This window comes from Aquabacter sp. L1I39 (assembly GCF_017742835.1).
Taxonomy (GTDB): domain Bacteria; phylum Pseudomonadota; class Alphaproteobacteria; order Rhizobiales; family Xanthobacteraceae; genus L1I39.
Map to the genome: position 1 here is coordinate 300775 of NZ_CP072392.1, position 25666 is coordinate 326440.

The 25666-nt window shown below is 66.4% G+C and carries 19 protein-coding genes; 12 read left to right on the forward strand and 7 right to left on the reverse strand.

The window, feature by feature from the left end:
* Positions 1 to 85: 85 nt before the first annotated feature.
* Positions 86 to 1450 (forward strand): magnesium transporter, encoded by a 1365-nt coding sequence (mgtE, locus tag J5J86_RS01380; RefSeq protein WP_209103119.1) that lies wholly within the window; start codon positions 86 to 88, stop codon positions 1448 to 1450.
* 114 nt (positions 1451 to 1564) lie between these two features.
* On the opposite strand, the gene J5J86_RS01385 is transcribed toward mgtE, so the two are convergent.
* Together J5J86_RS01385 and J5J86_RS01390 are read right to left on the reverse strand one after the other, a co-directional pair.
* Positions 1565 to 2995, reverse strand: coding sequence for a homospermidine synthase (locus J5J86_RS01385; protein WP_209103120.1), 1431 nt, complete (start codon positions 2993 to 2995; stop codon positions 1565 to 1567).
* Positions 2996 to 3486: 491 nt separating this feature from the next.
* Positions 3487 to 4707 (reverse strand): polyhydroxyalkanoate depolymerase, encoded by a 1221-nt coding sequence (locus J5J86_RS01390; protein ID WP_209103121.1) that lies wholly within the window; start codon positions 4705 to 4707, stop codon positions 3487 to 3489.
* A gap of 277 nt (positions 4708 to 4984) precedes the next feature.
* Between J5J86_RS01390 and J5J86_RS01395 the strand changes: the two genes are divergently transcribed.
* On the forward strand, positions 4985 to 5635 hold the full coding sequence (locus J5J86_RS01395; protein ID WP_209103122.1) for a glutathione S-transferase family protein: 651 nt from the start codon (positions 4985 to 4987) through the stop codon (positions 5633 to 5635).
* A 37-nt stretch (positions 5636 to 5672) separates the two neighbouring features.
* Here J5J86_RS01395 and J5J86_RS01400 read toward each other — a convergent pair whose 3' ends face one another.
* The gene (locus J5J86_RS01400; protein ID WP_209103123.1) at positions 5673 to 6566 is read right to left on the reverse strand and encodes a LysR substrate-binding domain-containing protein; all 894 of its coding nucleotides are present in this window, start codon (positions 6564 to 6566) and stop codon (positions 5673 to 5675) included.
* 130 nt (positions 6567 to 6696) lie between these two features.
* Between J5J86_RS01400 and J5J86_RS01405 the strand changes: the two genes are divergently transcribed.
* Positions 6697 to 7482: a sulfite exporter TauE/SafE family protein gene (locus J5J86_RS01405; RefSeq protein ID WP_209103124.1), complete on the forward strand. Its 786-nt coding sequence runs from the start codon at positions 6697 to 6699 to the stop codon at positions 7480 to 7482.
* Between the two features lie 71 nt (positions 7483 to 7553).
* On the opposite strand, the gene J5J86_RS01410 is transcribed toward J5J86_RS01405, so the two are convergent.
* The 3 genes from J5J86_RS01410 to J5J86_RS01420 all read right to left on the reverse strand — a co-directional run bounded on the left by J5J86_RS01410 (position 7554) and on the right by J5J86_RS01420 (position 10872).
* On the reverse strand, positions 7554 to 8705 hold the full coding sequence (locus J5J86_RS01410) for a patatin-like phospholipase family protein (protein WP_209103125.1): 1152 nt from the start codon (positions 8703 to 8705) through the stop codon (positions 7554 to 7556).
* A 244-nt stretch (positions 8706 to 8949) separates the two neighbouring features.
* Complete coding sequence (locus tag J5J86_RS01415) at positions 8950 to 9696, reverse strand: acetoacetate decarboxylase (RefSeq protein ID WP_209103126.1); 747 nt, start codon at positions 9694 to 9696, stop codon at positions 8950 to 8952.
* A 183-nt stretch (positions 9697 to 9879) separates the two neighbouring features.
* Complete coding sequence (locus J5J86_RS01420) at positions 9880 to 10872, reverse strand: WD40 repeat domain-containing protein (protein ID WP_209103127.1); 993 nt, start codon at positions 10870 to 10872, stop codon at positions 9880 to 9882.
* 226 nt (positions 10873 to 11098) lie between these two features.
* Between J5J86_RS01420 and hrpB the strand changes: the two genes are divergently transcribed.
* From hrpB to J5J86_RS01465, 9 genes are all read left to right on the forward strand, one after another.
* Positions 11099 to 13588: an ATP-dependent helicase HrpB gene (gene hrpB, locus J5J86_RS01425; protein WP_209103128.1), complete on the forward strand. Its 2490-nt coding sequence runs from the start codon at positions 11099 to 11101 to the stop codon at positions 13586 to 13588.
* A gap of 72 nt (positions 13589 to 13660) precedes the next feature.
* Positions 13661 to 14281 (forward strand): molybdenum cofactor guanylyltransferase, encoded by a 621-nt coding sequence (gene mobA / locus J5J86_RS01430; protein ID WP_209103129.1) that lies wholly within the window; start codon positions 13661 to 13663, stop codon positions 14279 to 14281.
* A gap of 139 nt (positions 14282 to 14420) precedes the next feature.
* Positions 14421 to 14777: a group II truncated hemoglobin gene (locus tag J5J86_RS01435; protein ID WP_247658366.1), complete on the forward strand. Its 357-nt coding sequence runs from the start codon at positions 14421 to 14423 to the stop codon at positions 14775 to 14777.
* 162 nt (positions 14778 to 14939) lie between these two features.
* Positions 14940 to 17225, forward strand: a complete 2286-nt coding sequence (locus tag J5J86_RS01440) for an Orn/Lys/Arg family decarboxylase (protein ID WP_209103131.1) — start codon at positions 14940 to 14942, stop codon at positions 17223 to 17225.
* A gap of 24 nt (positions 17226 to 17249) precedes the next feature.
* Positions 17250 to 18797 carry an arginine/agmatine antiporter gene (adiC, locus tag J5J86_RS01445; protein WP_209103132.1) on the forward strand — a complete coding sequence of 516 codons (1548 nt, stop codon included), beginning with the start codon at positions 17250 to 17252 and terminating at the stop codon, positions 18795 to 18797.
* A gap of 227 nt (positions 18798 to 19024) precedes the next feature.
* A complete protein-coding gene (locus J5J86_RS01450; RefSeq protein WP_209103133.1) occupies positions 19025 to 20014 on the forward strand; it encodes an HlyD family secretion protein in 990 nt (329 codons plus the stop codon).
* Positions 20015 to 20024: 10 nt separating this feature from the next.
* Positions 20025 to 22760: a ribosome-associated ATPase/putative transporter RbbA gene (gene rbbA / locus J5J86_RS01455; RefSeq protein ID WP_209103134.1), complete on the forward strand. Its 2736-nt coding sequence runs from the start codon at positions 20025 to 20027 to the stop codon at positions 22758 to 22760.
* Entirely contained in the window at positions 22760 to 23914 is a 1155-nt protein-coding gene (locus J5J86_RS01460) for an ABC transporter permease (RefSeq protein ID WP_209103135.1), read from the forward strand. The genes rbbA and J5J86_RS01460 overlap by 1 nt, the downstream gene beginning before the upstream one ends.
* Before the next feature lie 210 nt (positions 23915 to 24124).
* A complete protein-coding gene (locus tag J5J86_RS01465) occupies positions 24125 to 25165 on the forward strand; it encodes a hypothetical protein (RefSeq protein ID WP_209103136.1) in 1041 nt (346 codons plus the stop codon).
* A 120-nt stretch (positions 25166 to 25285) separates the two neighbouring features.
* Here J5J86_RS01465 and J5J86_RS01470 read toward each other — a convergent pair whose 3' ends face one another.
* Positions 25286 to 25624 (reverse strand): universal stress protein, encoded by a 339-nt coding sequence (locus J5J86_RS01470; RefSeq protein WP_209103137.1) that lies wholly within the window; start codon positions 25622 to 25624, stop codon positions 25286 to 25288.
* Positions 25625 to 25666 lie beyond the last annotated feature (42 nt).

Below are 25666 nucleotides of genomic sequence, written 5' to 3' on the forward strand. Positions count from 1 at the left end.
CCGCCCGAGCGTCACACGGCTTTCTCCCATTCCGGCTAAGGGCTTGATGGGGGCCTGCGCGTGCGGGCCGGACTGGGGATCAGGGATGAAGCAGGATCCGATCGATACGGCGGCGATCTCGGCCGCGCCGAGCGCACTGGCCGCGCACCATGTGGCCGATGTGGTGGAGCTTTTGAACCGCAAGTCGCTGGAAGAGGCGGTGCAGTTCATGGGCACGCTGCCCGAGGCCTGGGCGGTGGAACTGATGGACCAGCCCGATTTCGCCTGGGCCTGCGAGGTGATGGAGGAACTGCCCGGCGACAAGGCCGCCCACCTCATGGAGCACATGTCCTCCGACCGGGTGGCCGACCTGCTGCGCTGGATCGCCGAGCCCAAGCGCTCCGAACTGAAGGACCGCCTCTCCCCCGAGACCCGCGCCGGCATCGACCGGCTGCTCACCTACCCGCACAATTCCGCCGGCTCCATCATGACGACCGAGTTCGTCAGCGTGCCCAGCGACTGGACGGTGCAGCAGACGCTGACCCATCTGCGCGAGGTGGAATCCTCCCGCGAGACCATCTACGCCATCTACCTGCTGGACCCGGTGACCAAGAAGCTGGTCAATGTGGTGAAGCTGCGGGCGCTCATCACCGCCGATCCCGCCGCGCCTCTGCTGTCGGTGGCGCCCGCCTACGCCCCCATCACCGCCAATGCGCTGGCCGACCGGGCGGACGTGGCGCGCCTCATCGCCAAATACGACCTTCTGGCCGTCCCCGTGGTGGACACCACCGGCCACATCATCGGCATCTGCACCTTCGACGACATGATCGACGCCATGATCGACGTGCAGACGGAGGACGTGCAGCGCATGGGCGGCATGGAGCATATCCATGAACCCTATCTGCAGATCAGCTTCAAGGAGATGATCCAGAAGCGCGCCGGCTGGCTGTGCGTGCTGTTCCTGTCGGAGATGCTCACCACCTCGGCCATGCAGGTCTTCTCCGACGAATTGGAAAAGGCCATCGTGCTGGCGCTGTTCATTCCGCTCGTCATGAGCTCGGGCGGCAATTCGGGGTCGCAGGCCACCTCCCTCATCATCCGCGCCCTGGCGCTCCAACAATTGCGCTTGCGCGACTGGTGGCGGGTGGCGTTCCGCGAACTGCCCACGGGCGTGGTGCTGGGCTCCATCCTCGGCGTCATCGGCATCGCCCGCATCGCCATCTGGCAGGAAGCCGGCATCTTCGACTATGGCGAGCACTGGGTGCTGCTGTCGGTCACCATCGGCGTTGCCCTCATCGGCATCGTCACCTTCGGCTCGCTGTCGGGCTCCATGCTGCCGTTCGCGCTGAAGCGCCTGGGCTTCGACCCCGCCACCGCCTCTGCCCCGTTCGTGGCCACATTGGTGGATGTGACCGGCATCGTCATCTATTTCTCGGTGGCCTGGCTGTTCCTCCACGGCACCATTTTGTGAGGGGGAGGGGGCCGTCGCCGGCTCCCTGTCCTGTCCCAAAACAAAAGCGCCCGCCGGGGAGGCGGGCGCTGAAGGCGCGGCCCGAAAGGGCCGCACGGGTCTTGAAGATGCGGTTCAGCGCACCAGGATGTTCTTGAACTGCCAGGGATCGTCCAGGTCCAGATCCTCGGGGAAGAGCTTCACCCGCTCGGTCAGGGGCGTCCAGTCCGTATAGGTGCCGATCACCGGGCCGAGATAGGGGGTCTGCACTTCCAGGCAGCGGCGGAAGTCCATCTCGTCGGCTTCCACGATGCCGGCGTCCGGATTCTCCAGCGCCCACACCATGCCAGCCAGCACGGCGGAGGTCACCTGGAGGCCGGTGGCGTTCTGGTAGGGGGCGAGCTGGCGGGCTTCCTCGATGGAAAGCTGCGAGCCGAACCAATAGGCGTTCTTGGCGTGGCCATAGATGAGCACGCCCAACTCGTCGCAGCCATCGACGATCTCGTGCTCGTCCAGGATCTTCCAGTCGCTCTGCATGCGACCGCCCGAGCCGAACATTTCGTGCAGCGAGAGCACGGCGTCGTTGGACGGGTGGTAGGCATAGTGGCAGGTGGGCCGGTAGACCGCCTTGCCGTTCTCCCGCACCGTCAGATAGTCGGCGATGGAGATGGCCTCGTTGTGGGTGACGAGGAAGGCATATTGCGGGCCGGGGGTCGGGGTCCAGGAGCGCACGCGGGTGTCCGCGCCGGGACGCATCAGATAGATGGCCGCGCCGCAGCCTTCTTCATGGGTGCGGCCTTCCGGCGGCAGTTCCTTCTCGTGCGTGCCCCAGCCCAGTTCCGCCGGCTGCAGGCCCTCGGAGACGAAGCCTTCCACCGACCAGGTGTTCACGAACACGTCGCGGGGCTTGGGATCGCGGGCGCGCTGGGTGTCGCGCTCGGCGATGTGGATGCCCTTCACGCCCAGCGCCTGAGCGAACAGCGCCCATTCCTCGCGGGTCTTGGGCTCGGGCCGGTCGAGACCGGTATCCTTGGCGATGTTGAGCAGCGCCTGCTTGACGAACCAGGACACCATGCCCGGATTGGCGCCGCAGGTGGACACGGCGGTCGGGCCGCCGGGCGAACGGCGGCGGGCGTCGAGCAGCCCCTCGCGCAGCGCATAATTGGTGCGCGCGGCCGGGCCCAGCGTCTCGTCGAAATAGAAGCCCTTCCAGGGCTCGATGACGGTGTCCACATAGAGGCAGCCGAGCTCGCGGCACAGCTCCATCACCGCCACGGAGGACACGTCCACCGAGAGATTGACGCAGAAGCCGCGCCCGCCGCCCGCCGTCAGCAAGGGGGTGAGGAGGTCGCGATAGTTTTCGGCGGTCACTTCCGCCTTGATGTAGCGAATGCCGCGCGCGTCCAGCAGCTTGCGGTCGTCGTCCACCGGGTCGATCACAACGAAGCGGGAACGATCGAATTCAAAGTGCCGCTCGATCAGCGGCAGGGTTCCGCGCCCGATCGAGCCGAAGCCGATCATAACGATGGGGCCGTCGATGGTCGCGTGAACCGGCCAATCGCTCATAATTTTCGATACTCCTCCAAAGGCCAACACCAACGTGGCCGCGGGCACCATGCTGAGGCGGGACCACGGCGTCAACACCTAGTGTGCCTGAAACGGAAAGAAGATCGAAATGCAGTGGTGCAAGTGGAAGGGTAAGTTCCCGTGACGCAAGAGATTCACGGCCGCCGCGGACAATTGCGCGGGGCGGACCCTGTTCGACTTGTCATGAAACCGTAGCAATGAGCGCCGCGCGGGTCCGGCGTTCCGCAGCCCCTTGTCCTTTGGCTCTTCATGCCAGCGCGGGGGAGGGGCGCCATCTATTGCGTCGGCAGCGGGCGCCGGCGCAGGCGGAAAGCCTTGGCGCATGCGCCGGTGGCCTCCAGGGTTCTCTGACGTGCGTTCCGTAACGGCAGGGTGCTGGCGGAACGAGAGGCGAGGTGCGCTTGCGGGGCGCCTTAGGGCCGGCGCGCCGCCGCCGGTCCCGCCCGGGCGCCACCCGGGCGCTTCGCGTGTCAATCGCTGGCGAGGATGTGGTTCCGCACCAGCGGATAGACCTGGCCGGCCCATTTGCGGCCGCTGAAGACGCCGTAATGGCCAACGCCGGCCTGCATGTGGTGGCGCTTGCGATGGGGCCGCAGGCTGGAGCAGATGTCCTGCGCGGCGACCGTCTGGCCGATGGAGCAGATGTCGTCCCGCTCGCCTTCCACGGTGAGCAGCGCGGTGCGGCGGATGGCCTTGAAGTCGATGGGATTGCCGCGATAGGTCAATTCGCCCTTGGGCAGGCGATATTCCTGAAACACATATTGCACGGTTTCCAGGTAGAACTCCGCCGCAAGGTCCAGAACGGCGAAATACTCGTCATAGAAGACCTTGGTGGTCTCCGCCTTTTCCAGCTCGCCGGCCGCCAGATTCTCATAAAGCTCGAAATGCGCCTTCATGTGCCGCCCGAGATTCATGGAGACGAAGGCGGAGAGCTGCACGAAGCCCGGATAGACCTTGCGCCCGCTGCCGGCAAAGCCCGGCGGCACGGTGGCGATGAGGTTGCGCTCGAACCAGGAAATGGGTTTCGAGGTGGCGAGCTCGTTCACCTTGGTGGGGTTGATCCGACAATCGATGGGGCCGGCCATCAGCGTCATGCTGCGCGGCTGGGCGGGATTGTCCTCCTGCGCCATCACGGCGGCGGCCACCAGCGCCTGCACACAGGGCTGGCACACCGCCAGCAGGTGCGACCCCGGCCCCATGAATTCCAGGAACTTGATGACGTGTTCCACATAGTCGTCGAAGGCGAAGGGGCCTTCATCGAGGCTCACGTCGCGGGCATTGTGCCAGTCGGTGATATAGACGTCGTGGTCCGGCAGGAGGGTGCGCACCGTGCCCACCAGCAGCGTGGCGAAATGGCCCGAGAGCGGGGCTACCACCAGCACGCGGGGCTGGGGCACGTCCACATCCTTCTTGAAATGCAGCAGCGTGCCGAAGGGCAGGCGGCAGACATTCTCTTCCACCACCTCCACCTCGCGGTTGCCCACCGTGGTGGTGTCGATGTGGAAGGGAAGGCGGGCATGGGAAAGCGCTGCGCGCTCCACCATCTCATAGGCCGCCGAGAGATGGCGGATGCCGCTATTGCCGCCGAGGAGGCCCATGAAAGGGCTGTCGAGCATCCGCCGCGCCATTTTGGCTCCGAAGCGGATGGGCTCCATCAGGTCGGCCTGGGTCTGGTAGGCTAGGTACATCATGGGATCCTGCGCCTTTCGGCCATGCCGGACTGCGTCCGTGGCCGCGATTTTTCTTCCCTTGCGATGAAACGTCTCGCCGGCTGCGTTAGGAGGCGCCGCGGCGGGGTTTTACCCAGCAGGATCTAAGTCTTTGGGAGATTTTCATAATTTCGCCTTCCCCCTGACGCGGTTCGGATATACCTGTAAAGCCCTCTAAACTAGATATTGAAGCGGGGGGTGGTGCAATGCAACATGCAACCGCTAAGATTGATCCGCGCGGCGAAAATCGGGGCCCGGCATGAGCACGCTCACCATTTCCAGCAAGAACTATTCCTCCTGGTCGCTTCGGGGTTGGCTGCTGTGCAAGATGGCGGGCCTGGCCTTTGAGGAGGAGCGCGTCCCGGTGGACGATCCCTCCGCCAAGGCCGAGCTGTTGCTGCTCTCCCCCTCTTTCCTCGTGCCCCGCCTGGTGCATGAGGGGGTGACGGTGTGGGACACGCTGGCCATCGCCTCCTATCTCAACGAGGTCTTCCCCCAAGCCGGCCTCTTGCCGGACGACCGGGCGGCCCGCGCCCATTGCCTGTCCATCTCGGGCGAGATGCATTCGGGCTTTGCCAATATGCGCTCCGCCTTGCCCATGAACATCAAGGGCCGCTATCCCGGCTTCAAGGTATGGGCGGGCGCGCGGGCGGATATCGAGCGGATCGTGGCCATCTGGCGCGGGTGCTTCGCCGCCCATGGCGGTCCTTATCTCATGGGCGCGCGGCCGACCTTGGCGGATGCCATGTTCGCCCCCGTCTGCTCGCGCTTCGCCACCTATGACGTGCCGCTGGATGCCGCCTGTGCCGCTTATCGCGACCGCATCATGTCCCATCCCCTGATGCTGGAATGGATCGAGGGCGCCAAGGCGGAGCCGGAGGAACTGGAAGAACTGGACGTGGAGTTCTGAGGGCGGGACGCCCTCGCATTCTCAGGCGCCGGGCGCCTCACGCCCGGCCGCCTGCCTCCAGATGCTCCAGCAATTCGCGGGCGAAGGTGGGCAAGGTGGTGCGGCTGCGCACGCAGAGGACGAGGCGCCGCCGCGTCCAGGGCTCATCCAGCGGGCGCACCGCGATGCCGCCGTCCAGGGCGAGGCGCAGCGCCGCCGCCTCCGGCAGCACCGCCACGCCCACGCCCGCCGCCACCATCACCGCCACCGGCTCGAAGCCATAGACCCGCACCCGGTATTTGGGCGCGGCCCCGGTGCGCAGGGCTTGCCGGCCCACCAGTTCCTGCATGGCATTGCCCGGCGGCAGGCCCACAAAGGGCTCGCCCAGGAGGTCGGCGAAGCGCACGGCCGGTTGCCCCGCCAAGGGATGGGCCGGCGGCAGCACTGCCACGAGGCGGTCTTCGCCATAGGGAGAAAGCTCCAGGCCGCGCGTATCCACCGCATCCGAACCGATGCCCAGATGGATGAGCCCCTGCGCCAGGGCCAGCGTGATCTGGCGGCTCGGCTGTTCGCTGAGGTCGAGATCCACATCCGGATGGGCGGTGAGGAAGGTGGCGAGATCCGCGTGCAAGCGCCCGCCGAGGGCCGCGGTATTGCACCAGAGCCGCACATGGCCCTTCAGTCCGCGCCCATAGCGGGCCAACTCTCCCCGCATGCGCTCGGTCTGGTCGAGGATCAGCCGGGCATGGTGGGCGAGCGCCTCGCCCGCCGGGGTCGGCATGGCGCCGGCGCGGGAGCGCGTGAGGAGGGGGGTGCCGATGGCGTCCTCCATGCCCTTGACTCGGGCCGAGGCGGAGGCGAGTGCCAGATGCGCCCGCTCGGCGCCGGCGGTGATGGAGCCGGTCTCCACTACGGCGAGAAACAGGCGCAGGTCTGCGGGATCAAAGCGCATGGGCGGCCTTTCGGCTCATCCTACGGATAAACCGAAGGATAAGGCCGTATCTTCCGCATTGTTGCAAGTCCAAGCTGGGATTAGAGCAGGACGCATCCGCTTTCGGCCTCCCTTTTTCGTCTGTGCGCCCATGTCTTTTCCCCTGTCCCTCTCCTTCCCCGTGCCGCTGACCGAGGCCTCCCTTGCCTTCATCGTCGCGGTGCTCGTCTTTGCGGGGCTGGTGAAGGGCCTCATCGCCATGGGCATGCCCACCGTGGGGGTGGGGCTGTTGTGCCTCATCATGCCCCCGGCCCAAGCGGCGGCGCTGATCGTGGTGCCCGCCGCCATTTCCAACGTGGTGCAGCTTGCCACCGGCCCGCGCCTGACCCACACCGTGCGGCGCTTCTGGTCGATGATCGTCACCGTGGTGGCCGGTACGCTGGTGGGCGGGCTGGTGATGGGGGGCCTGGAATCCCATCTGGCGCCGGCCATCTTGGGCCTGACGCTGACCGTCTATGGCGTGATGGGCCTCCTGAACCTGCATCTGAGGACGCCGCCGGCATTGGAGCGGTGGCTTTCCCCGGTGGCGGGCTTCACGTCCGGCCTGCTCACCGGCACCACCGGGGTCACGGTGATGCCCATGGCGCCCTATCTCCAGTCCCTCGATATGCCGAAGGAGGAACTGGTGCAGGCGCTGGGGCTGGGCTTTGCCATCTCCACCTTCGCGCTCGGCTTCGTGCTGATGGGGCAGGGTGCGCCCTTTTCCGACCCCACCATGATGGGAGCGTCCCTGGCGGCGCTGGTGCCGGCGGTGGCGGGCATGGAGATTGGCCGCCGGCTGCGCCTGAGGGTGTCGCCCGCCGCCTTCCGGAAATGTTTCTTCGCGGGGCTGGCGCTGCTCGGGCTGCACATGCTCGCCCGCGCCGTTCTCATCTGAGGTCATCTTGACAATGAAAAGAGGCCCGCCGGTGCACACCAGCGGGCCCCCTTTTGTTTATGCGTTGTGGTTCAGTCGTCGATGCGGTGCACGTCATGCACCACCACCGAGGCTTCCTTCGGCGGGCGGCGGAGCCATTCGCGGTGGCGCAGAGTGCGCATGGTGTCCTCGATGCCGGCCTGCCAATGGTCGCGCATGGAGGTGCCGGAGAATTCGTAGTCCTTGAAGTCCCGCTCGTAGGTCTTTTCCTGGTAGATCAGGTGGCAGATGTTGACAGGGCCGGAAGCGGCATAGTCCTCCAGCACGGCGCGATCCTCGTCGGTGCGCAACTGTTCGGGAATGCGCAGCACCGTCTCCGCATGCTTGGTGCGCATCTCCTGAACCCGGCGGAACAGGTCGGTGGTGTAGCGGGTTCGGCTGGAATAGCCGATGTCCTTCTGGCGCTCGATCACGTCGAACATGTCGCGGGGCAGTTCGCCCCGGGCGCTGAACAGGTCCACCTGGAACACCAGGGTCGACGGATGGTCGGGCTGGTCCAGGAGCCATTGCAGCGGCGTGTTCGAGACGACGCCGCCGTCCCAGTAATATTCGCCGTCGATGCGAATGGCAGGGAAGGCCGGCGGCAGCGCGCCGGACGCCATCACATGCTCCGGCCCGATGCGGTGGGTGGTGTTGTCGAAATAGATGAAGTTGCCGGTGCGCACGTTGGAGGCGCCCACCGAGAACCGCTTCTGGCCGTTATTGATGAGGTCGAAATCCACCAAGCGCAGCAGAGTCTCGCGCAAGGGCGAGGTGTCGTAGAGGCTGGTGGCACCCTCCGCGCCCGTGGGCAGCAGCCAGGGATTGGGCCAGCGGGGGCGGAAGAAGCCGGGCTGGCCGAGGCCGATGGTCGCGAGCGCGCTCATCTGGTTGCGCATGGCGCGGTAGATGTCGCCCTCGGGGGTGAAGGGGAAGAATTTGCGTCCCGACACCGTCTCCCAGAATTCCCGCAGGCGGGGCACGCGGTTTTCCGGTGTGTTTCCGGCGATGATGGCCGAGTTGATGGCGCCGATGGAGACACCCGAGATCCAGTTGGGCTCGGCACCGGTGGCGGAGAGCGCCTCATAGACGCCGGCCTGGTAGGCGCCCAGCGCCCCGCCGCCCTGGAAGACCAGCGCGACCCGGTCATAATCGTGAACGAGAGCGGCGATTTCCTGCGGATTGTGATCCAGACGCGTGCTCATCAGTCCCTCGTTTCCTGACATCCCACCGGCCCGAGCGGCGGGCGCGCCCGCTGCGGAGGTGCGACGATCTTCATGTGAGAATGGCGTGCGCGCCGGCCGCGCGCAATCGCGGGAGGGCGAGAGCCGGGGCCGAGCGGATCGGCTGGACCGCCTCTCTTCAGGCGCTTCGGCGCGGCGTTAGGGTGGCGGTGCCTCCGAACGCCGCTGGCCTCAGGCTGACGGGTGCCTCACGGTACCGGGTGCCTCACTTGGGTTCGGCGAGATAATCGTAGATCACCTCGCCCATGCCCAGCGTTAGGTCGGCGCGCAGGTGCAGGGCGGAGACGATCTCCAGCACCGGCAGCCGGGCCACATCGCAGATGGCATGGGGGTAGAGGCCGAGGGCGGCCGGGCCGACCCAGCATTCCTTCAGGTCGATGTCTTCCAGGTAATAGCGCACCAGCTCGCAGATGCGGGGGGTGGCATCCACGTGGGGGATGATCTTGATCATGTAGTTGGGCGCCTTGAGCGCGTTCATGACCACGTCCTTGTCGGCCGCCACGTGCTTGTAGCCCATGGTGGCCTCGGCACAGAGCGTCTTGCCATAATGGAGGCGGCCGGAGAGGACGTCCTTCTCCACTTCCATCTTGGGGTGCGCATATTTCTTGGGGAAGCCCCACAATTCGCGGCCGCCGGCGATGGGCGCTTCGTCGTCCAGGTACATGGAGTGGACATAGCCGCCCTCCACGCCATTGAACTTCACGGGGATGACCTGTCCGGTCTCGGTATAGTCGCCGAAGCCGGTGGAATCGGGCATGCGGATGAATTCGTACTTCACCAGCGGCTCGAACACTTCCAGCGGCTCGGGCACCACCTTGCGCAGCGCCTCGATGTCGGTGCGGTAGGTGATGATCATGAATTCCCGGTCGAAGAACCGATAGGGTCCCTTCGGGAACGCAGGGTTCGTCAGCGGCATGGAATAGGCGGTGCGGCGAACGTCTTCGATCTTCATGGGGAACTCCGAACTCCATCCGACCGGAACGGGTGTGCGGCCGGAGGGAGCCGTCCGCAACGTCATCTCGCAGGCGCGAGATGACATGAGGTTAGCCCATAGCTTGCCTGCGTGACAGCCCCGAGACGCACCGGCGTGGCGGGCCCCGCCGGGCATGGAAAAAATGGCTGCGGGGGCCGGGGATCAGAATTCCAGCAGTCCGGCGCTGCCCGAGGCTGTGCCAAAGGCCACCGCCCCGCCATCCGCCCGCCATCCGATGGCGGTCACCGGGGTGGCGTCGGGCTTGCGCAGGAGGATCTCGGCGCCATCGGAGATGCGCACCATCAGCACCATGCCGTCCTCGAAGCCGGCCGCCAGCACGGGGTCCTTGGGATGGCAGGCCACCTGCGTCACCTTGCCGGTGGTGGAGGGGGCCAGCATGGAGGGCTGCTTGCCCATGGGGCCTTCCTTGGACTGGAACGGCCACAGGATCACTTCCGTCGAGCCGGAGGAGGCCAGCCACTTGCCATCGGCGGTGAATTGGAACGACTTCACCCGGCTCGGATAGCCGGTCATGCGCATATGGCCGCCATCCACCACCCGCCAGCCATGGAGCGCGGCTTCCTGCATGGTGGTGATGACGAAGCGGTTGTCCGGGCTGAACACGACGCCCAGGTGCGAGCCCTTCCAGCCCAGCGTCTCGGGCTTGGAGCCCGGCGCATTGGGGAACCACAAAGTCACCCCGCCATAATGGGCCACCGCCAGGCGGATGCCCTTGTGGGCGAAGCCAAGGCCGCCGACGGTGGAGCCCACCTCCAATTGGCGCGGCTCGCCCTTCGGCGAAATCATGTGGGCGGTCTTGCCCACCGAATAGGCGGTGATGCCGTCCGGGCCCAGGGCCACATGGTCCACCCAGCGGGCCTTGTGCTCCGCGAGGATGTTCATCGTGCCGTCGGCGGCCAGTTCCACCACCTTGCCGTCATCGCCGCCGCTGACGAGCCGCCGGCCATTGCCGGCCACTTCCAGCGGCACGCCATCATGGAGCGTGACTTTGAGGGGAGAGGCGCCCACGAGGGTGGCGGCGCCCGCATCCTCCACCAGCACGCAGGTCCCGCCCAGAAAGCCGGAATGGACGATGCCGCTGTCCAGGGTGAAGGTGCGGACCTTGTCTGTGAGCGAAGAGGGAACAGTGGACATGCGCCAGCCGGAATGTCTGCGCCGTCGGGGGCAATCCGCCCTCCGAAGGCTTGAAGGAGAAGCCCGTGCGATCCGCGACGCAGCGGGTGCGCCGACGGTTCGTTCGCTCCCTAGATAAGCGAGGCGAGGGCATTTGTCGCCCCGCCCCTCGGCGTTCGGCTCCCGTTTCGGCCGTGCCCCCCGCCATGCTACAGGACGCGCCCCGCCGTCCCATCGCCCTGGCCCCATGTTCGACACCCGCCTGCCCATCGATGACGTCCTGGATCCGCTGCGCGAGACGCTGGCGCGGGGGCCGAACGCCGTGCTGGTGGCGCCGCCTGGCGCCGGCAAGACCACGCGGGTGCCGCTCGCCCTCATGGACGAACCCTGGGTCGCCGGCCGCAAGATCCTGGTGCTGGAGCCCCGCCGCCTCGCCGCTCGCGCCGCCGCTACCCGGATGGCGCAGACGCTGGGCGAGAAGGTGGGGGAACGGGTCGGCTATCGGGTGCGGCTGAAGGCGGAGGTCTCCCGGCGCACCCGCATCGAGGTGGTGACGGAAGGTGTCTTCACCCGCATGATCCTGGACGATCCGGAACTCTCCGGCATCGCCGCCGTGCTGTTCGACGAATATCACGAGCGCTCCCTGGACGCGGACCTGGGCCTTGCTTTGGCGCTCGATGCCCAAGGCGGGCTGCGGGAAGACCTTCGCCTGCTCGCCATGTCCGCCACCCTGGATGGGGCCCGCGTCGCCGCCTTGCTGGGCGGGGAGAGCGGCCCGGCGCCCGTGATCGAGAGCGAAGGGCGCGCCTTTCCCGTGGAGACCTTCTATCTCGGCCGCGATCCGCGCGCGCCCATCGACCGTCAGGTGGCCGATGCGGTGGTGCGGGCGCTCAACGCCGAGCGCGGCTCGATCCTCGCCTTCCTGCCCGGCGCGGGGGAGATCCGCCGGACCGAAACCCTTCTGCGCGAGCGCGTGCGCGACAGGGACGTGGCCATCGTGCCGCTTTATGGCGCGCTGGACGCCGCCGAGCAGGACCGGGCCGTGCTGCCCGCACCCGCCGGCACGCGCAAGGTGGTGCTCGCCACCTCCATCGCCGAGACCAGCCTGACCATTGAGGGCGTGCGGGTGGTGGTGGATGGGGGCCTTGCCCGCGTGCCCCGCTTCGAGCCAGACGTGGGCCTGACCCGTCTTGAGACCGTGCGCGTCTCCCGCGCCGCCGCCGGCCAGAGGCGGGGCCGCGCCGGGCGCACCGAGCCGGGCATCTGCTATCGCCTGTGGAGCGAGGGGGAGACGGCGAGCCTCCAGCCTTTCGCGACGCCGGAAATTCTCGCCGCCGACTTGACCGGCCTGGTGCTGGATCTGGCCGCCTGGGGCGTGCGCGATGCCCGCAGCCTCGCCTTTCTCGATCCGCCGCCCGTCCCGGCTTTGGCCGAGGCCAAGGCGCTGCTGGTGTTGCTCGGCGCGCTCGATGCGGACGGCGCGGTGACGCCGCTCGGCCGGCGCATGGCGCGCCTGCCCTTGCCGCCGCGCCTCTCGCACATGGTCGTTGCCGGCGCCGATGCGGGCCTGGCGCAGGAGGCGGCGGAGATCGCCGCCGTGCTGGTGGAGCGGGGGCTGGGCGGGGATGGTGTCGACCTTCTCCACCGCCTCGACGGCTTCCGCCGCGAGCGTTCCCGCCGGGCGGACGATGCGCGCCGCCTCGCCGATCGCTGGGCGCAGAGTGCTGAACGGGGGGCCGGGGAGGCGCGCCTCTCCTTGGCGCAGGGCGCATCGCCCGCCGGCCTGCTGGCCTTGGCCTTCCCGGACCGCGTCGCCAAGGGCCGGGGCGATGGCACCCGGTTTCTCCTGGCCAATGGCAGGGGCGGGGTGATGGAACCCTCCGCGGCACTCGCCCGCGCGCCTTTTCTGACGGTGGCGGAGGTGTCCGGCCGCGCCGAGGCCGCCCGCATCACGCTGGCCGCCGCCCTGGACGTTGAAGAATTGGAGCGCCTGTTCGCCGCCGACATCACCAGCGGCGTGGAGGTGGCCTTCGATGCGGAAGCCGCTGCTGTGCGGGCACGCGAAACACGCCGCCTGCGGGCCCTGGTGCTGGCGGACCGCCCCCGCCCGGTGCCGCAGGGGCCGGAGACGGCGGCGGCGCTGGCGCGGGGCGTGGTGGGGCTGGGCCTTGTCCGTTTGCCCTGGAGCGCGGCGCTCTCCCAATGGCGTGACCGTGTGATGTTCCTGCGCGCGGCCGAGGGCGAGCCCTGGCCGGACCTCTCTGACGCCGCCTTGGCGCAGGCGCCGCAGGATTGGCTCGCGCCTTATCTGGAGGGGCGCACGGCGCTCGCCGACATCACGGCGAGCGACCTTTCCAACGCCTTGCACGCGCTTTTGCCCTATGAGCTGACCCGGCGCCTGGAGGCGGAGGCCCCCACCCATTTCGAGGCGCCCACCGGCTCGCGCCTGCCCATCGATTATGGGGCGGAAGGCGGCCCGGCCGTGTCGGTGCGGGTGCAGGAGATGTTCGGTCTGACGGTGCACCCCGCCATTGCCGGCGGGCGGGTGCCCCTTACTTTGGCCTTGCTCTCACCCGCCCATCGGCCCATCCAGATGACCAAGGACCTGCCGCAATTCTGGCGCGGCTCCTGGCGGGACGTGCGGGCGGACATGCGCGGGCGCTATCCCAAGCATCCCTGGCCGGAAGACCCCTCGCAGGCCCCGCCCACAACGCGGGCAAAGCCAAGAGGCACCTGAGGGTGCCGTGATGCCGCCCGCTTCCTGTGGCTGGGATGGGGGACAACAAGGTCCGCAAGCAAAGGGCTGGTCATGTCGATCAAGGTCATTGAGGGACTCACCGGCGTGGTTCTGGCCGGCGGCGAGGCCCGGCGCATGGGGCGCATCAACAAGGCGCTGGTGACGGTGGGCGGGGTGCCGGTGATCGACCACATCCTCGCCCGCCTGGCCGAGACCTGCCAGCATGTGATGGTGATCGCCAATGATCCCGCACCCTATGCGGAGCGGGGCCTGGAGGTGCATGGGGACGTGATGCCCCATCACGCGGCGCTTGGCGGGCTCTACACCGCCCTGCTGAAGGCCCCGACCGAACACGTGTTTGTCTGCGCCTGCGACATGCCCTTCCTCTCCGCCCCGCTCATCCGGCACCTATCCTATGCCCTCGACGGTCATGACGCCGCCGTGCCGCGCGATGCCTACGGTCTCCAGCCGCTGCACGCCATCTATGCCCGCCGCATTGCGCCGGTGCTGCAACCCTTCCTGCTGCGCGGCGAATTGAAGCTGGAAAAGGTCATCGCCACGCTCGATGCCCACATCCTGCCCCCCGCCGAGGTGGAGCCCTATGCGGCCGAAGCCAACATCTTCTTCAATGTGAATACGCCCGCCGACCTGGAGCAGGCGCGCCGGCAGGCGGGGCATCCGGGGGAGCCCTGAGTGGCGCGCGCCGTCCGCCTCGCTATGGTGGCGCGCTTCGAGGACGAGGATCATGGGCGGCATGGCGCAAGAGGACCAGCAGGCGCACCAGCAGCAAGGCGAACAGCAGCAGGCGCCCGAGCGCTCGGTCTATGACCGCATGGGCGGAGAGGCGGGCATTCGCCGGCTCACCGGGCGCTTCTATGAATTGATGGACACCTTGCCCGAGGCCGCCGAGTGCCGGGCCATCCATCCCGAAAGCCTCGCCGGCAGCGAGCAGAAGCTGTTCGAATACCTGTCCTACTGGTTCGGTGGCCCACCGCTGTTCGTGGAGCGCCACGGCGCGCCCATGATGCGCCAGCGCCATTTTCGCGCGCCCATCGGGCCCCTGGAACGCGATGGCTGGCTCATCTGCTTCCGCCGCGCCTTCGACGAGACGGTGGAGGATCCCGGCCTTCGGGACGTGGTCATGCCCCGCGTGGAGGCGCTCGCCATGCACATGCAGAACAAGGCGTGACCAGTTTTGCATCGCAATAAATCTGTGTTCTGAGCGGTTTCGGAGTAATGCTTTAAATAGTGCACTGCTAGGATTCAAAAAGTGAGCGAAGTCAAAGACTGAAATCGCCGTCTCCGTGGTAAGCTCCTGCCAAAGGTCCGACGTCAGGGTAGGAGACCTGGAATGGCACGTTCTCGGGAAGAAGGCCTGGGGATGCGGGCTTTGCTCGCGCACTCCCACATCAATTCTCAAACGCCGCCGGGTCGGGCCGCCCGCGCCCTCGCCGACGAGCTGATCGAACAGGATGTGGACGTGGTGACCGCCACCTCCTGCGAGGATGCCGGCGCCCTGTTCGCCGCCGATGCCGCCATCCAGGCGGTGCTGCTGGACTGGGACATGGAGGGCGACGCCGACCACAAGGCGGCGCTTGCCACCATCGCCGCCATCCGCGCCCGCAATTCGGCTGTGCCCATCTTCCTGTGCGCCGACCGCTCGCTCGCCTCCACCATTCCCCTCGACGCCATGGGCGAGGTGGATGATTTCGTCTGGCTGATGGAGGACACGCCCCGCTTCATTGCCGGCCGCGTGGTGGCGGCGACGGAGCGTTATCGCAGCCAGGTGCTGCCGCCCATGTTCGGCGCGCTCGCCCGCTTCTCCCAGGTGCACGAATATTCCTGGCACACGCCGGGCCACACCGGCGGCACCGCCTTCCTGAAGCATCCGGCCGGGCGGGCCTATTTCGAGTTCTTCGGCGAGAACCTCCTGCGGGCGGACCTGTCCATCTCGGTGGGCGAGCTGGGCTCGCTGCTGGACCATTCCGGCCCCATCGGCCAGGGCGAGAAATATGCCGCCCGGGTCTTCGGCGCCCATCGCACCTATTACGTGACCAACGGCTCGTCCACCTCCAACCGGGTCATCCTCATGGCCTCGGTGACGCGGAACGATGTCTGCCTGTGCGACCGCAACTGCCACAAGTCCGCCGAGCACGCCATGACGCTGTCCGGCGCCATTCCCACCTACATGATGCCCTCCCGCAACGGGCTCGGCATCATCGGCCCCATCCCGCCGTCGCGGCTGACGCCGGAGGCCATCAAGGCCTCCATCGCCGGCAACAAACTGGTGGGGGAGGGGGTGGACCCGACGCCCCAGCACGCCATCATCACCAACTCCACCTATGACGGCCTCTGCTACAACGTGGCCAAGGTGGAGGCGCTGCTCGGCCAGAGCCTGGACCGCCTGCATTTCGACGAGGCGTGGTACGGCTACGCCCGGTTCAATCCACTCTACAAGGACCGCTTCGCCATGTTCGGCGATGCGAAGGCCTATGACCCGTCGCGGCCGACGGTGTTCGCCACCCAGTCCACCCACAAGCTGCTGGCGGCGCTCTCCCAGGCCTCCTACATCCATGTGCGCGACGGGCGCCGGCCCATTCCCCATGGACGCTTCAACGAGGCGTTCATGATGCACGCCTCCACCTCGCCCAACTACGCCATCATCGCCTCCAACGATGTGAGCGCGGCCATGATGGACGGCGCCTCCGGCAAGGCCCTGACCACCGAATCCATCCGCGAGGCGGTGGCCTTCCGCCAGATCATGGCGCGGATGCATGCCGAATATGGCGAGCGGGGCACCTGGTTCTTCACCACCTGGCAGCCGGATTTCGTCACCGACCGGAGCGGCCGCAAGGTGGCCTTCCATCTGGCGGACGAGACCCAGCTTGCCACCGAACCCGCCTGCTGGGTGCTGGCGCCTGGGGCCGCCTGGCACGGCTTCGAGGGGCTGGAGGACGACTGGTGCATGCTCGACCCCATCAAGGTGTCGGTGCTCACCCCCGGCATGTCGCCCTCGGGCGTTCTGGCCGAGACGGGCATCCCCGCCGCCATCGTCACGCTCTATCTGGACCGGCAGGGCATCGTGGTGGAGAAGACCACGGACTTCACCATCCTGTTCCTGTTCTCCATCGGCGTCACCAAGGGCAAGTGGGGCACGCTGGTGAGCGAATTGGCCGACTTCAAGCGCGACTATGACGCCAATGCGCCGCTTGAGCACATCCTGCCCGACCTCGTGGCGCTGGCGCCCGCCCGCTACGGCGCCCTGGGCCTGAAGGACCTGGCGGACGAGATGTTCGCCGCCATGAAGGACCTGAAGACCACCGCCACCATGGCGGATGGCTTCTCCGAATTGCCGGAGCCGGATCTCTCCCCCGTGGAGGCCTACGAGAAGCTGGTGAAGGGCAAGGTGGAGGCCCTCACCCTCGACGAAATGGCGGGCCGCACCGTGGCCACCGGCGTGGTGCCCTACCCGCCGGGCATTCCGCTCCTGATGCCGGGCGAGAAGGCGGGTGCCAAGGCACTCGCTTATCTCAAGGCGCTGGAAGCCTTCGACCGCCGCTTCCCGGGATTTGGCCACGACACCCACGGCGTCGAGGTGGAAGACGGCACCTATCGCGTCCTGTGCATCACGGCCTGAGGCCACGGGAAAGGGGAGGCGGGCATGAGCGAGGCGAGCACAGCGGCGCCGGCGGCTTCGGCCAATGGCGCATCCAGCGGCGGCAAGAAGATCGGCCTGGTGGCGGCCACCTTGATGGTGGCGGGCAACATGATGGGCTCGGGCGTCTTCATGCTGCCGGCCAACCTGGCCGCAACCGGCGGCATCGCGATCTTCGGATGGCTCATCACCATCGTCGGGGCGGTGTCGCTGGCGCTGGTCTTCGCCAAGCTCGCCTCCATCGATCCGGCGGCGGGCGGACCCTATGCCTATGCCCGAAAGTCATTCGGCGACTATATGGGCTACCAGACCAACCTCATTTATTGGCTCGCCAATGTGGTGGGGAATGTGGGCTTGGCGGTGGCGGGGCTCGGCTATCTCTCCAACTTCTTCCCCGGCCTGAAGGACCCGCTGATCTCCGCGCTCGCCCAGATCGCGCTGGTCTGGTTCTTCACCTATGCCAACATTCTCGGCCCTAACGTGGTGGGGCGGCTGCAATCTTTCACCACCTCGTTCGCGCTGGTGCCCATCGTGGGCATGGCCATTCTCGGCTGGTTCTGGTTCTCCGGAAAAACCTATGCGGACGGCTGGAACGTATCGGGCCAGGGCACCTTCTCGGCCATCGGCGCCACCTTGAACTTCACGCTCTGGGCCTTCATCGGCGTGGAGACCGCCTCGGTCTCGGCCGGCGTGGTGGAGAATCCGAAGCGCAACGTGCCCATCGCCACCGTGTTCGGCGTCATCATCGCGGCGGTGTGCTACGTGCTTTCCTCCTCGGTGATCATGGGCATGATCCCCAACAAGGAATTGGTGGCCTCCTCCGCCCCCTTCGCCGATGCGGCGCGCCTCGCCTTGGGCGACACGGCGGCCAATATCGTCGCTGCCTGTGCCGCCATAGGATGCCTGGGTTCGCTCGCCGGCTGGACATTGCTGGTGGGCCAGACCGCCAAGGCGGCGGCTGATGACGGGCTGTTCCCGAACCTCTTCGCCAAGGTCAATTCAAAGGGCGTGCCCTCGGCGGGCTTGGCGGTGGTCGCCATCATCATGAGCGTGCAGATCGTGGCCACCATGTCGCCCACAGCCAGCGAGCAATTCGGCAAGATCGCCTCCATCGCGGTGATCATGACGCTGCTGCCCTACATCTATTCGGCCATCGCCTTGAAGGTGATCGGCTACAAGAAGATGCCGAGCAAGGAATACAGCATCTACACCATGATCGCCCTGGTGGCGGCGGTCTATTCGCTGTGGGCCATGGTTGGTTCGGACGGCAACCAGACCCGCTGGTCGCTCATCTTCGTCATCTCCACCATCGTCTTCTACGCCATCGCCCTGAACCACAAGCGCGACGTGGAGGATGGCACGGTGCATACGGGCGGCGCAGCGCCGCGCTGGATCCGCTATGCGACTCTTGCCATCACCATCGCCGCGCTGGCGCTCATGTTCTGGGAAGCGGTGGGCAAGCACGAGGCGGGCACGTTGCGCACCCGCTCGCCCCATGCGACGCTGGAGTGGCGGGGAGAAAAGCCGGCGGGGCCGGCGCTGCATCTGGCGTGAGGAAAGCGCCGGGGTTGGCCGGGACGTGTTGACCTGCGTCAACGAAGCGCGGTGCGGTGCAGCATAGGGTGAACCCGCTTCCGCCCCCGGCTTCTGCGGGGGGCGGCCCGGGTGGAAGGTTGCGGTCCCCGGGGGCGAAGAAAAGACATTCGGACCCCAGGCTCTGGGTCAGCTGCAGTGCGGCCGACGCGGGGGACGTGGTTCGACAGGCCGGATTGGACCCCCTGATGCTCCGCAAGATCGTCGTCGCGCTCGTCCTCCTTGCCCTCGCCGCCGGCGGAGGCGCCTATTATTACCTGAAGACCCGCCAGCAATTGCCCGCCGGCTTCGTCTCCGCCAATGGCCGCATCGAGGCCACCGAGATCGACATCGCCACCAAATATGCCGGCCGCGTGGCTGAGGTGATGGTGGAGGAGGGCGATTTCGTCCAGGCCGGCCAGGTGGTCGCGCAGATGGATGTGGAAGAGACCGCCGCCGCCCTGCGCACCGCGCAGGCCCAGGCCCAGCAGGCGGAAAAGGCGCTGGAGCAGGCCTCCCACGTGGCCGAGCAGCGCTCCAGCGAACTCGACCTCGCCGTGAAGGAATTGCAGCGCTCGGAGACCTTGCTCTCGCGAGGTTTCGCCACCGCCCAGACGGTGGACCAGCAGCGCACGGCCCGCTTCACCGCCCAGGCGGCCCTTTCCGCCGCCCAGAGCAGCCTTGCCGCCAACGAGGCGGCGGTGCGCGCCGCCCAGGCCGAGGCGGACCGCCTTGCCCGGCAGGTGGCCGACGGCACGCTGAAGGCGCCCAAGGCGGGGCGCATCCTCTATCGCCTCGCCGAGCCGGGCGAGGTGCTGGCGGCAGGCGGCAAGGCGCTGACCATGCTGGACCTCTCCGACGTCTACATGACGGTTTTCCTGCCCGCCGGGCTCGCCGGCAAGCTGGCGCTGGGCGCCGAGGCGCGCATGCTGCTGGAGCCACTCCCCGACACCGCCATTCCCGGCCGCATCTCCTTTGTCTCCGCCCGCGCCCAGTTTACGCCCAAGCAGGTGGAGACGCAGACCGAGCGCGAGCGCATGGTGTTTCGCGTCAAGATCCGCATTCCCTCGCAGCTGGTCTCCGACCATATCGACATGGTGAAGACCGGGGTGACCGGCATGGCCTATGTGCGCATCGACCCGGCTGCGCCCTGGCCCGCCTGGCTGCAATCACGCCTGACCGAGGCCGTGGCGAAGTAGCGGGGCGATCATGGCCGATCCGGCTTCCGCTCCCGCCGAAACCGCGCCCGGCACGGGCCTGTCCTTCCGCGGGGTGCGGCACCTCTATGGGGCCTATGTGGCCCTGAAGGGCATCGACCTCGACCTGAATGCCGGCGCCTCCTTGGCGCTGGTGGGGCCGGACGGGGTGGGCAAGTCCACGCTGCTGGCCTTGCTCGCCGGCTCCAAGGCGGTGCAGGGCGGCGTCGTGCGCGCGCTCGGCGTCGACATGTCGGTCCGCCGCGACCGGGAGGGCGTGCAGCCACGCATTGCCTATATGCCCCAGGGGCTGGGGCGGAACCTCTATCCCAACCTCACGGTCGGCGAGAACATCACCTTCTTCGCCCGCCTGTTCGGTGCCAGCCCCATCGAGGCCCGCGCACGCCTTGCCCCGCTTTTGGCGGGCACCGGCTTGGCCCCCTTCGAGGACCGGCTCATGCGCAAGCTCTCCGGGGGCATGAAGCAGAAGCTCGGCTTGTGCTGCGCGCTGGTTCATGACCCGGACCTCCTGATCCTTGACGAGCCCACCACCGGCATCGACCCGCTCTCGCGCCGGCAATTCTGGGAATTGGTGGACGCCATCAAGGCCGAGCGGCCGCAATTGTGCGTCATCGTCGCCACCTCCGACATGGACGAGGCCGCCCGCTTCGACCGGGTGGTCCTGATGAATGACGGGGCGATCCTGGCCGATGGCTCGCCCGCCGAGCTGCTGGCCCGCACCAACCAGCCCAATCTGGAGCGCGCCTTCATCGCCCTCCTGCCCGAGCGGCCGGATGGGGTGGGGCAGGACCATGACCGCGTCGCTATTGCCGCCGACGCGCCGGTGGCCATCGAGGCCAAGGGGCTCACCCGCCGCTTCGGCGACTTCATCGCCGTCAACGACGTCAACTTCACCATTCGCAAGGGCGAGATCTTCGGCTTTCTCGGCTCCAATGGCTGCGGCAAGAGCACCACCATGAAGATGCTCACCGGCCTGCTGCCGGCGAGCTCCGGCGAGGCGCTTTTGTTCGGCAAGGCGGTGGCGGCCGATGACATGGAGACGCGCCGGCGGGTGGGCTACATGTCCCAATCCTTCTCGCTCTATGGCGAACTGACCGTGCAGCAGAATCTCGACCTGCACGCCCGCCTCTTCGCCTTGTCCGGGGAGGTCGCGAAAGCCCGCATCGCCGATCTCGTCGCCGATTTCGACCTCGGGCCCCATCTGGAGGCGCTCTCCGACAGCCTGCCGCTGGGCGTGCGCCAGCGCCTGCAATTGGCAGTGGCCATCCTGCACGATCCGGAACTGCTCATCCTCGACGAGCCCACGTCCGGCGTCGATCCGGTGGCGCGCGACCAGTTCTGGGACCGGCTGGAGCGGCTCTCCCGCGACAAGGGCGTGACCATCTTCGTCTCCACCCATTTCATGACCGAGGCGGAGCGCTGCGACCGCATCTCCTTCATGCATGCGGGCCGGGTGATCGCCACCGGCACGCCGGGCGAATTGAAGGCGGCCAAGGGTGTCGCCACGCTGGAAGAGGCCTTCATCGCCTATATGGAAATGGGCGGGCGCAAGGATGCGCCCGTCGCCATGCCCAAGGCGGTGGCGGGCGGGCAGCGCAAGCCCGCCGCCTTCTCGGTGCGCCGCATGGGCGCCTATGCCTGGCGCGAGGCCATCGAGATGCGCCGCGACCCGGTGCGCCTCACCTTCGCGCTGCTCGGCACGGCGCTCCTCATGCTGATCTTCGGCTTCGGCATCACGCTGGACGTGGACCATCTGCGCTTTGCCGTGCTGGACCGCGACCAGACGCCGGAAAGCCGGGCCTATGTGGATGAATATGCCCACTCGCCCTATTTCATCCTGGAGGCGCCGCTCGCCGGGCCGGCGCAGCTGGAGGAGAAGCTGCGCGCCAACGCCATCTCCTTCGCCATAGAGATTCCCGCGCAATTCGGCTCCAACCTGCGCGGCGGCAAGGACACGGAGGTCTTCATCACCGTGGACGGGGCCATGCCGTTCCGGGCCGAGACCATCGTGGGCTATGTGGAAAGCGTGCATCTGCGCTTCATCCAGGATGCGGCGCAGCTGGCGGGGAGCCCCATCGTGAGCCCGGCCAACCTCGTTATGCGCTATCGCTACAACCAGGCGTTCCGAAGCCTGGATGCCATGGTGCCGGCCACCATCGCGCTGCTGCTCATCTTCATCCCGGCGGTGTTGACCGCGCTGGGCGTCGTCACCGAGAAGGAGATGGGCTCCATCACCAATCTCTATGTGACGCCGGTCACCAAGGTGGAATTCCTGCTGGGCAAGCAATTGCCCTATGCGGCGCTGGCGGTCTTGAACTTCCTCGTCATGGTGGTGATGGCGCTGACCCTTTTCGGCGTGCCGCTGAAGGGCAGCTTCCTGGGGCTGGCGCTGGCGGCCATCGCCTATGTGCTGGCCACCACCGCCTTCGGGCTCTTCATCTCCATCTTCACCAAGACGCAGGTGGCGGCGCTGTTTGCCACCTCCATCCTGACCATGGTGCCCGCCAGCCAGTTTTCCGGCCTGCTCCAGCCGGTGCCCACTTTGGATGGGGTGGCGCGGGTGATCGGCACCTTCTTTCCCACCACCTATTTCATGCGCGCCAGCGTCGGGGCCTTCACCAAGGGGCTGTCGCTCCTGGATCTGATGCCCTTCATCCTGGCGAGCCTGGCCTTCTGGCCGGTGCTGCTCGCCGCGGCGCTCCTTCTCCTGAAGAAGCAGGAGGTGTGATGTCCACCCCAGCCCTAACCCCGAAGCGCCCGCGCCTCATGTCCAATCTGCCGCCGCTGCTCATGAAGGAATTCGAGAGCCTGCGCCGCGACACCGTGCTGATGGTGCTGGTCTTCTATGCCTTTTCGGCCGCCATCCTGATCCAGGCCAATGGCATGAAGCATGATCTCCACCGCGCAACCGTGGCGGTGGTGGACGAGGATCGCTCCCAGCTCTCCCACGCCATCACCGACGCTTTGCTGCCGCCGCGCTTCCAGACGCCGGTGGCGGTGGCGCCGGGGGATCTGGACCGGGCCATGAACCAGGCGCGCTATGTCTTCGCCCTGGATTTCCCGCCCCGCTTCGAACAGGACGTGCTGGCCGGCCGCTCGCCGGACGTTCAGCTTCTCATCGACGCCACCGCCCTCATGCAGGCCGGGCTCGGCGCCACCGACATCGCCAACATCTTCCAGCAGGAAGTGCTGCGCTTCGCCACCCGCTCGGACAAGCCGGTGTCCTATAATCCGACGCTGGAGGTGCGCGCGGCCTTCAACCAGGCGCTGGAAAGCTCCTGGTTCACCGGCACCATGGGGCTCATCACCAACATCACCATGCTCTCGGTGCTGCTGGCGGGCGCGGCCTTGGTGCGCGAGCGCGAGCATGGCACGCTGGAGCATCTTCTCGTGCTGCCCGTGCGGCCGGTGGAGGTGATGCTGGCCAAGATCCTCGCCAATGGCGCGGTGATTTTGGTCCTGACCGGGCTCTCGGTGCTGGTGGTGCTGCGCGGCATATTGGGCATGACCATTGCCGGCTCGGTGCCGCTCTTCATGGCCGGGGTGGCGCTCTATCTCTTCTTCACCGCCTCGCTGGGCATCTTTCTGGGCACCGTGGTGCGCTCCATGCCGCAGCTGGGCCTCATGTTCATGCTCATCGTGCTGCCCATGAACATGCTGTCGGGTGGCTTCACCCCCTTGGAGAGCATGCCGCAGGCGCTGCAATATATCATGCAGGTCTCCCCCTCCACCCAGTTCGTCGCCTTCGCCCAAGCCATCCTCTATCGCGGCGCCGGCTTCGACGTGGTCTGGCCACGCTTTCTGGCGACGGCGGCGGTGGGGCTGGTGTTCTTCTCTTATTCGCTGGTGCGGTTCAGGGGGTTCCTGGCGGCGCAGCAATGAGGGGGGCGGCGGCGTCGCGTTCTTTCTCTAAAAATGTGAGCCCCGTACCTGGCATAAAAAGCTTGCTCGGCGTTGCCTGAGCGGCCTCGAGCCTTGTAGGTCAATTTCCAAGTTTAGTGGTCGCTGCAATTATCATCCGACGCAGACGATGTAACAAATGCATGATATATTTGGTCTTTGACCAGAAGGGTGGGCCTGTGGAGCTCGGCAATGCTTTTCAAGATGAATTGTATGATTGAAGGTTTGATAAGATTTCGATTCGAAGATAAAATTCCGATCTCGGTATGTATTGATAGTAATAACAGAATTGAACTGCATCGTAGTTCGAAAGGAAATGAAGTCCGGGTGGATTTGGTGTCGCACTGCAGCCCTCCCTCTCGCGTGGCGGACACGTTAAGGGCGCTTCGCGAAGACCGGCTTCTGCTGGATCAACCTTTGCAGAAGGGAGTACCTTGCGACGGCATCCAGGGAACGATTGTGGATGAGTTCGGCAAGGTCAAAGAGGGCTGGGCGATACCATTTGATTTGCTCCCCTCCGGTGCAAAGCCCTGGTTGGACACATTTCGCAAACGTGCCCGAGAGACTTTGAAGACTCACATTCGCACATTGCGATGGCGTCAATCGGCGGCACTAGGTCATCAACCGTTCCGATTTGGTAGTCTCGACTGGTCGGAGGATGGTAACATCTGGAGCCCTGTCCCTCGGAAAATTGATGCTTCATTTTTAACCGTCGCGCCGTTTGAGGTGGATGAGGTCAGTCTGAAAGAAGCCGCAACGCTTGTGGCGTCAAACTATGTAGAGCCAATTGCGCATGAACTACTCTGCGAAGCTCGCGTTCTGATTGATTCAGCCCCGCGTAGCGCGCTTCTCATTACTTTTGCAGCCTTGGAGGCCGGCTTAAAGAAGCATCTGTCGTTCCTGCTGCCCGGTGGGGAGGCCCTCATCGACAGGTTGCCGTCGCCCCCGGTTACTGCAATATTGAAAGACGTCATACCTCAACTTCACGCTTCCCGAGGCATCGATCCGAGTTATTTCCCTCTACCAACGGAGATGGAAAGATTGCTCCTGAAGTGGGTTACACAGCGCAATCAAGTGGCGCATGGTGTCAAGCGCAGCGTTGACTTCGATACGCTCAAGGAATTCGTGGATCTGGTGTCTGACATACTATATGCATTTGATGCGTGCCCAGGCCACGGCTGGGCCCATGGGCACATCAAATTACTGAAATCCAGAGAAAAGGTCGTTAGTTGATTTTCAAAAAGTGCCGTCAGTCAGTTAATATTAATCCTCGACGTTGCTTGGGGTAGAGGATCTTATCCCGCCGCGCGCCCTCCCTCCCGAGAGCGCGCGCGTCCGTTTCCCAACCGTCCCTCAATCTACCGCCAAGACCGGCACGCTGGCATAGCGCAGCAGGCGCGTGAAGGCGGTGCCGAAGAGGAAGGCCCAGACGCCCTGTTCGTGATGGGCGCCGGCCACCAGGATGTCGCCCTTCAGCCAGCCCACATTGGCGATGGCGTGCTTCCAGTCGCGGCCGTCGCCGATGGTGGCGGTGGCCGTGATGTCGTCGGGAAGCTGGTCCATCGTCTGGGCCTGGGCGGCGGCGGCCTGCTGCTTCCAGGCATTGGCCACCATGTCCTCGGCGTGGAGTCCCACGTCCGACGGGTACATCTGCTTGTCGCGCACCACGAAGGTGACGAGGCGCAGCGGCACGCCGTGGCGGCGGGCATTCCCTTGCGGGGCCGTGACCTGTCA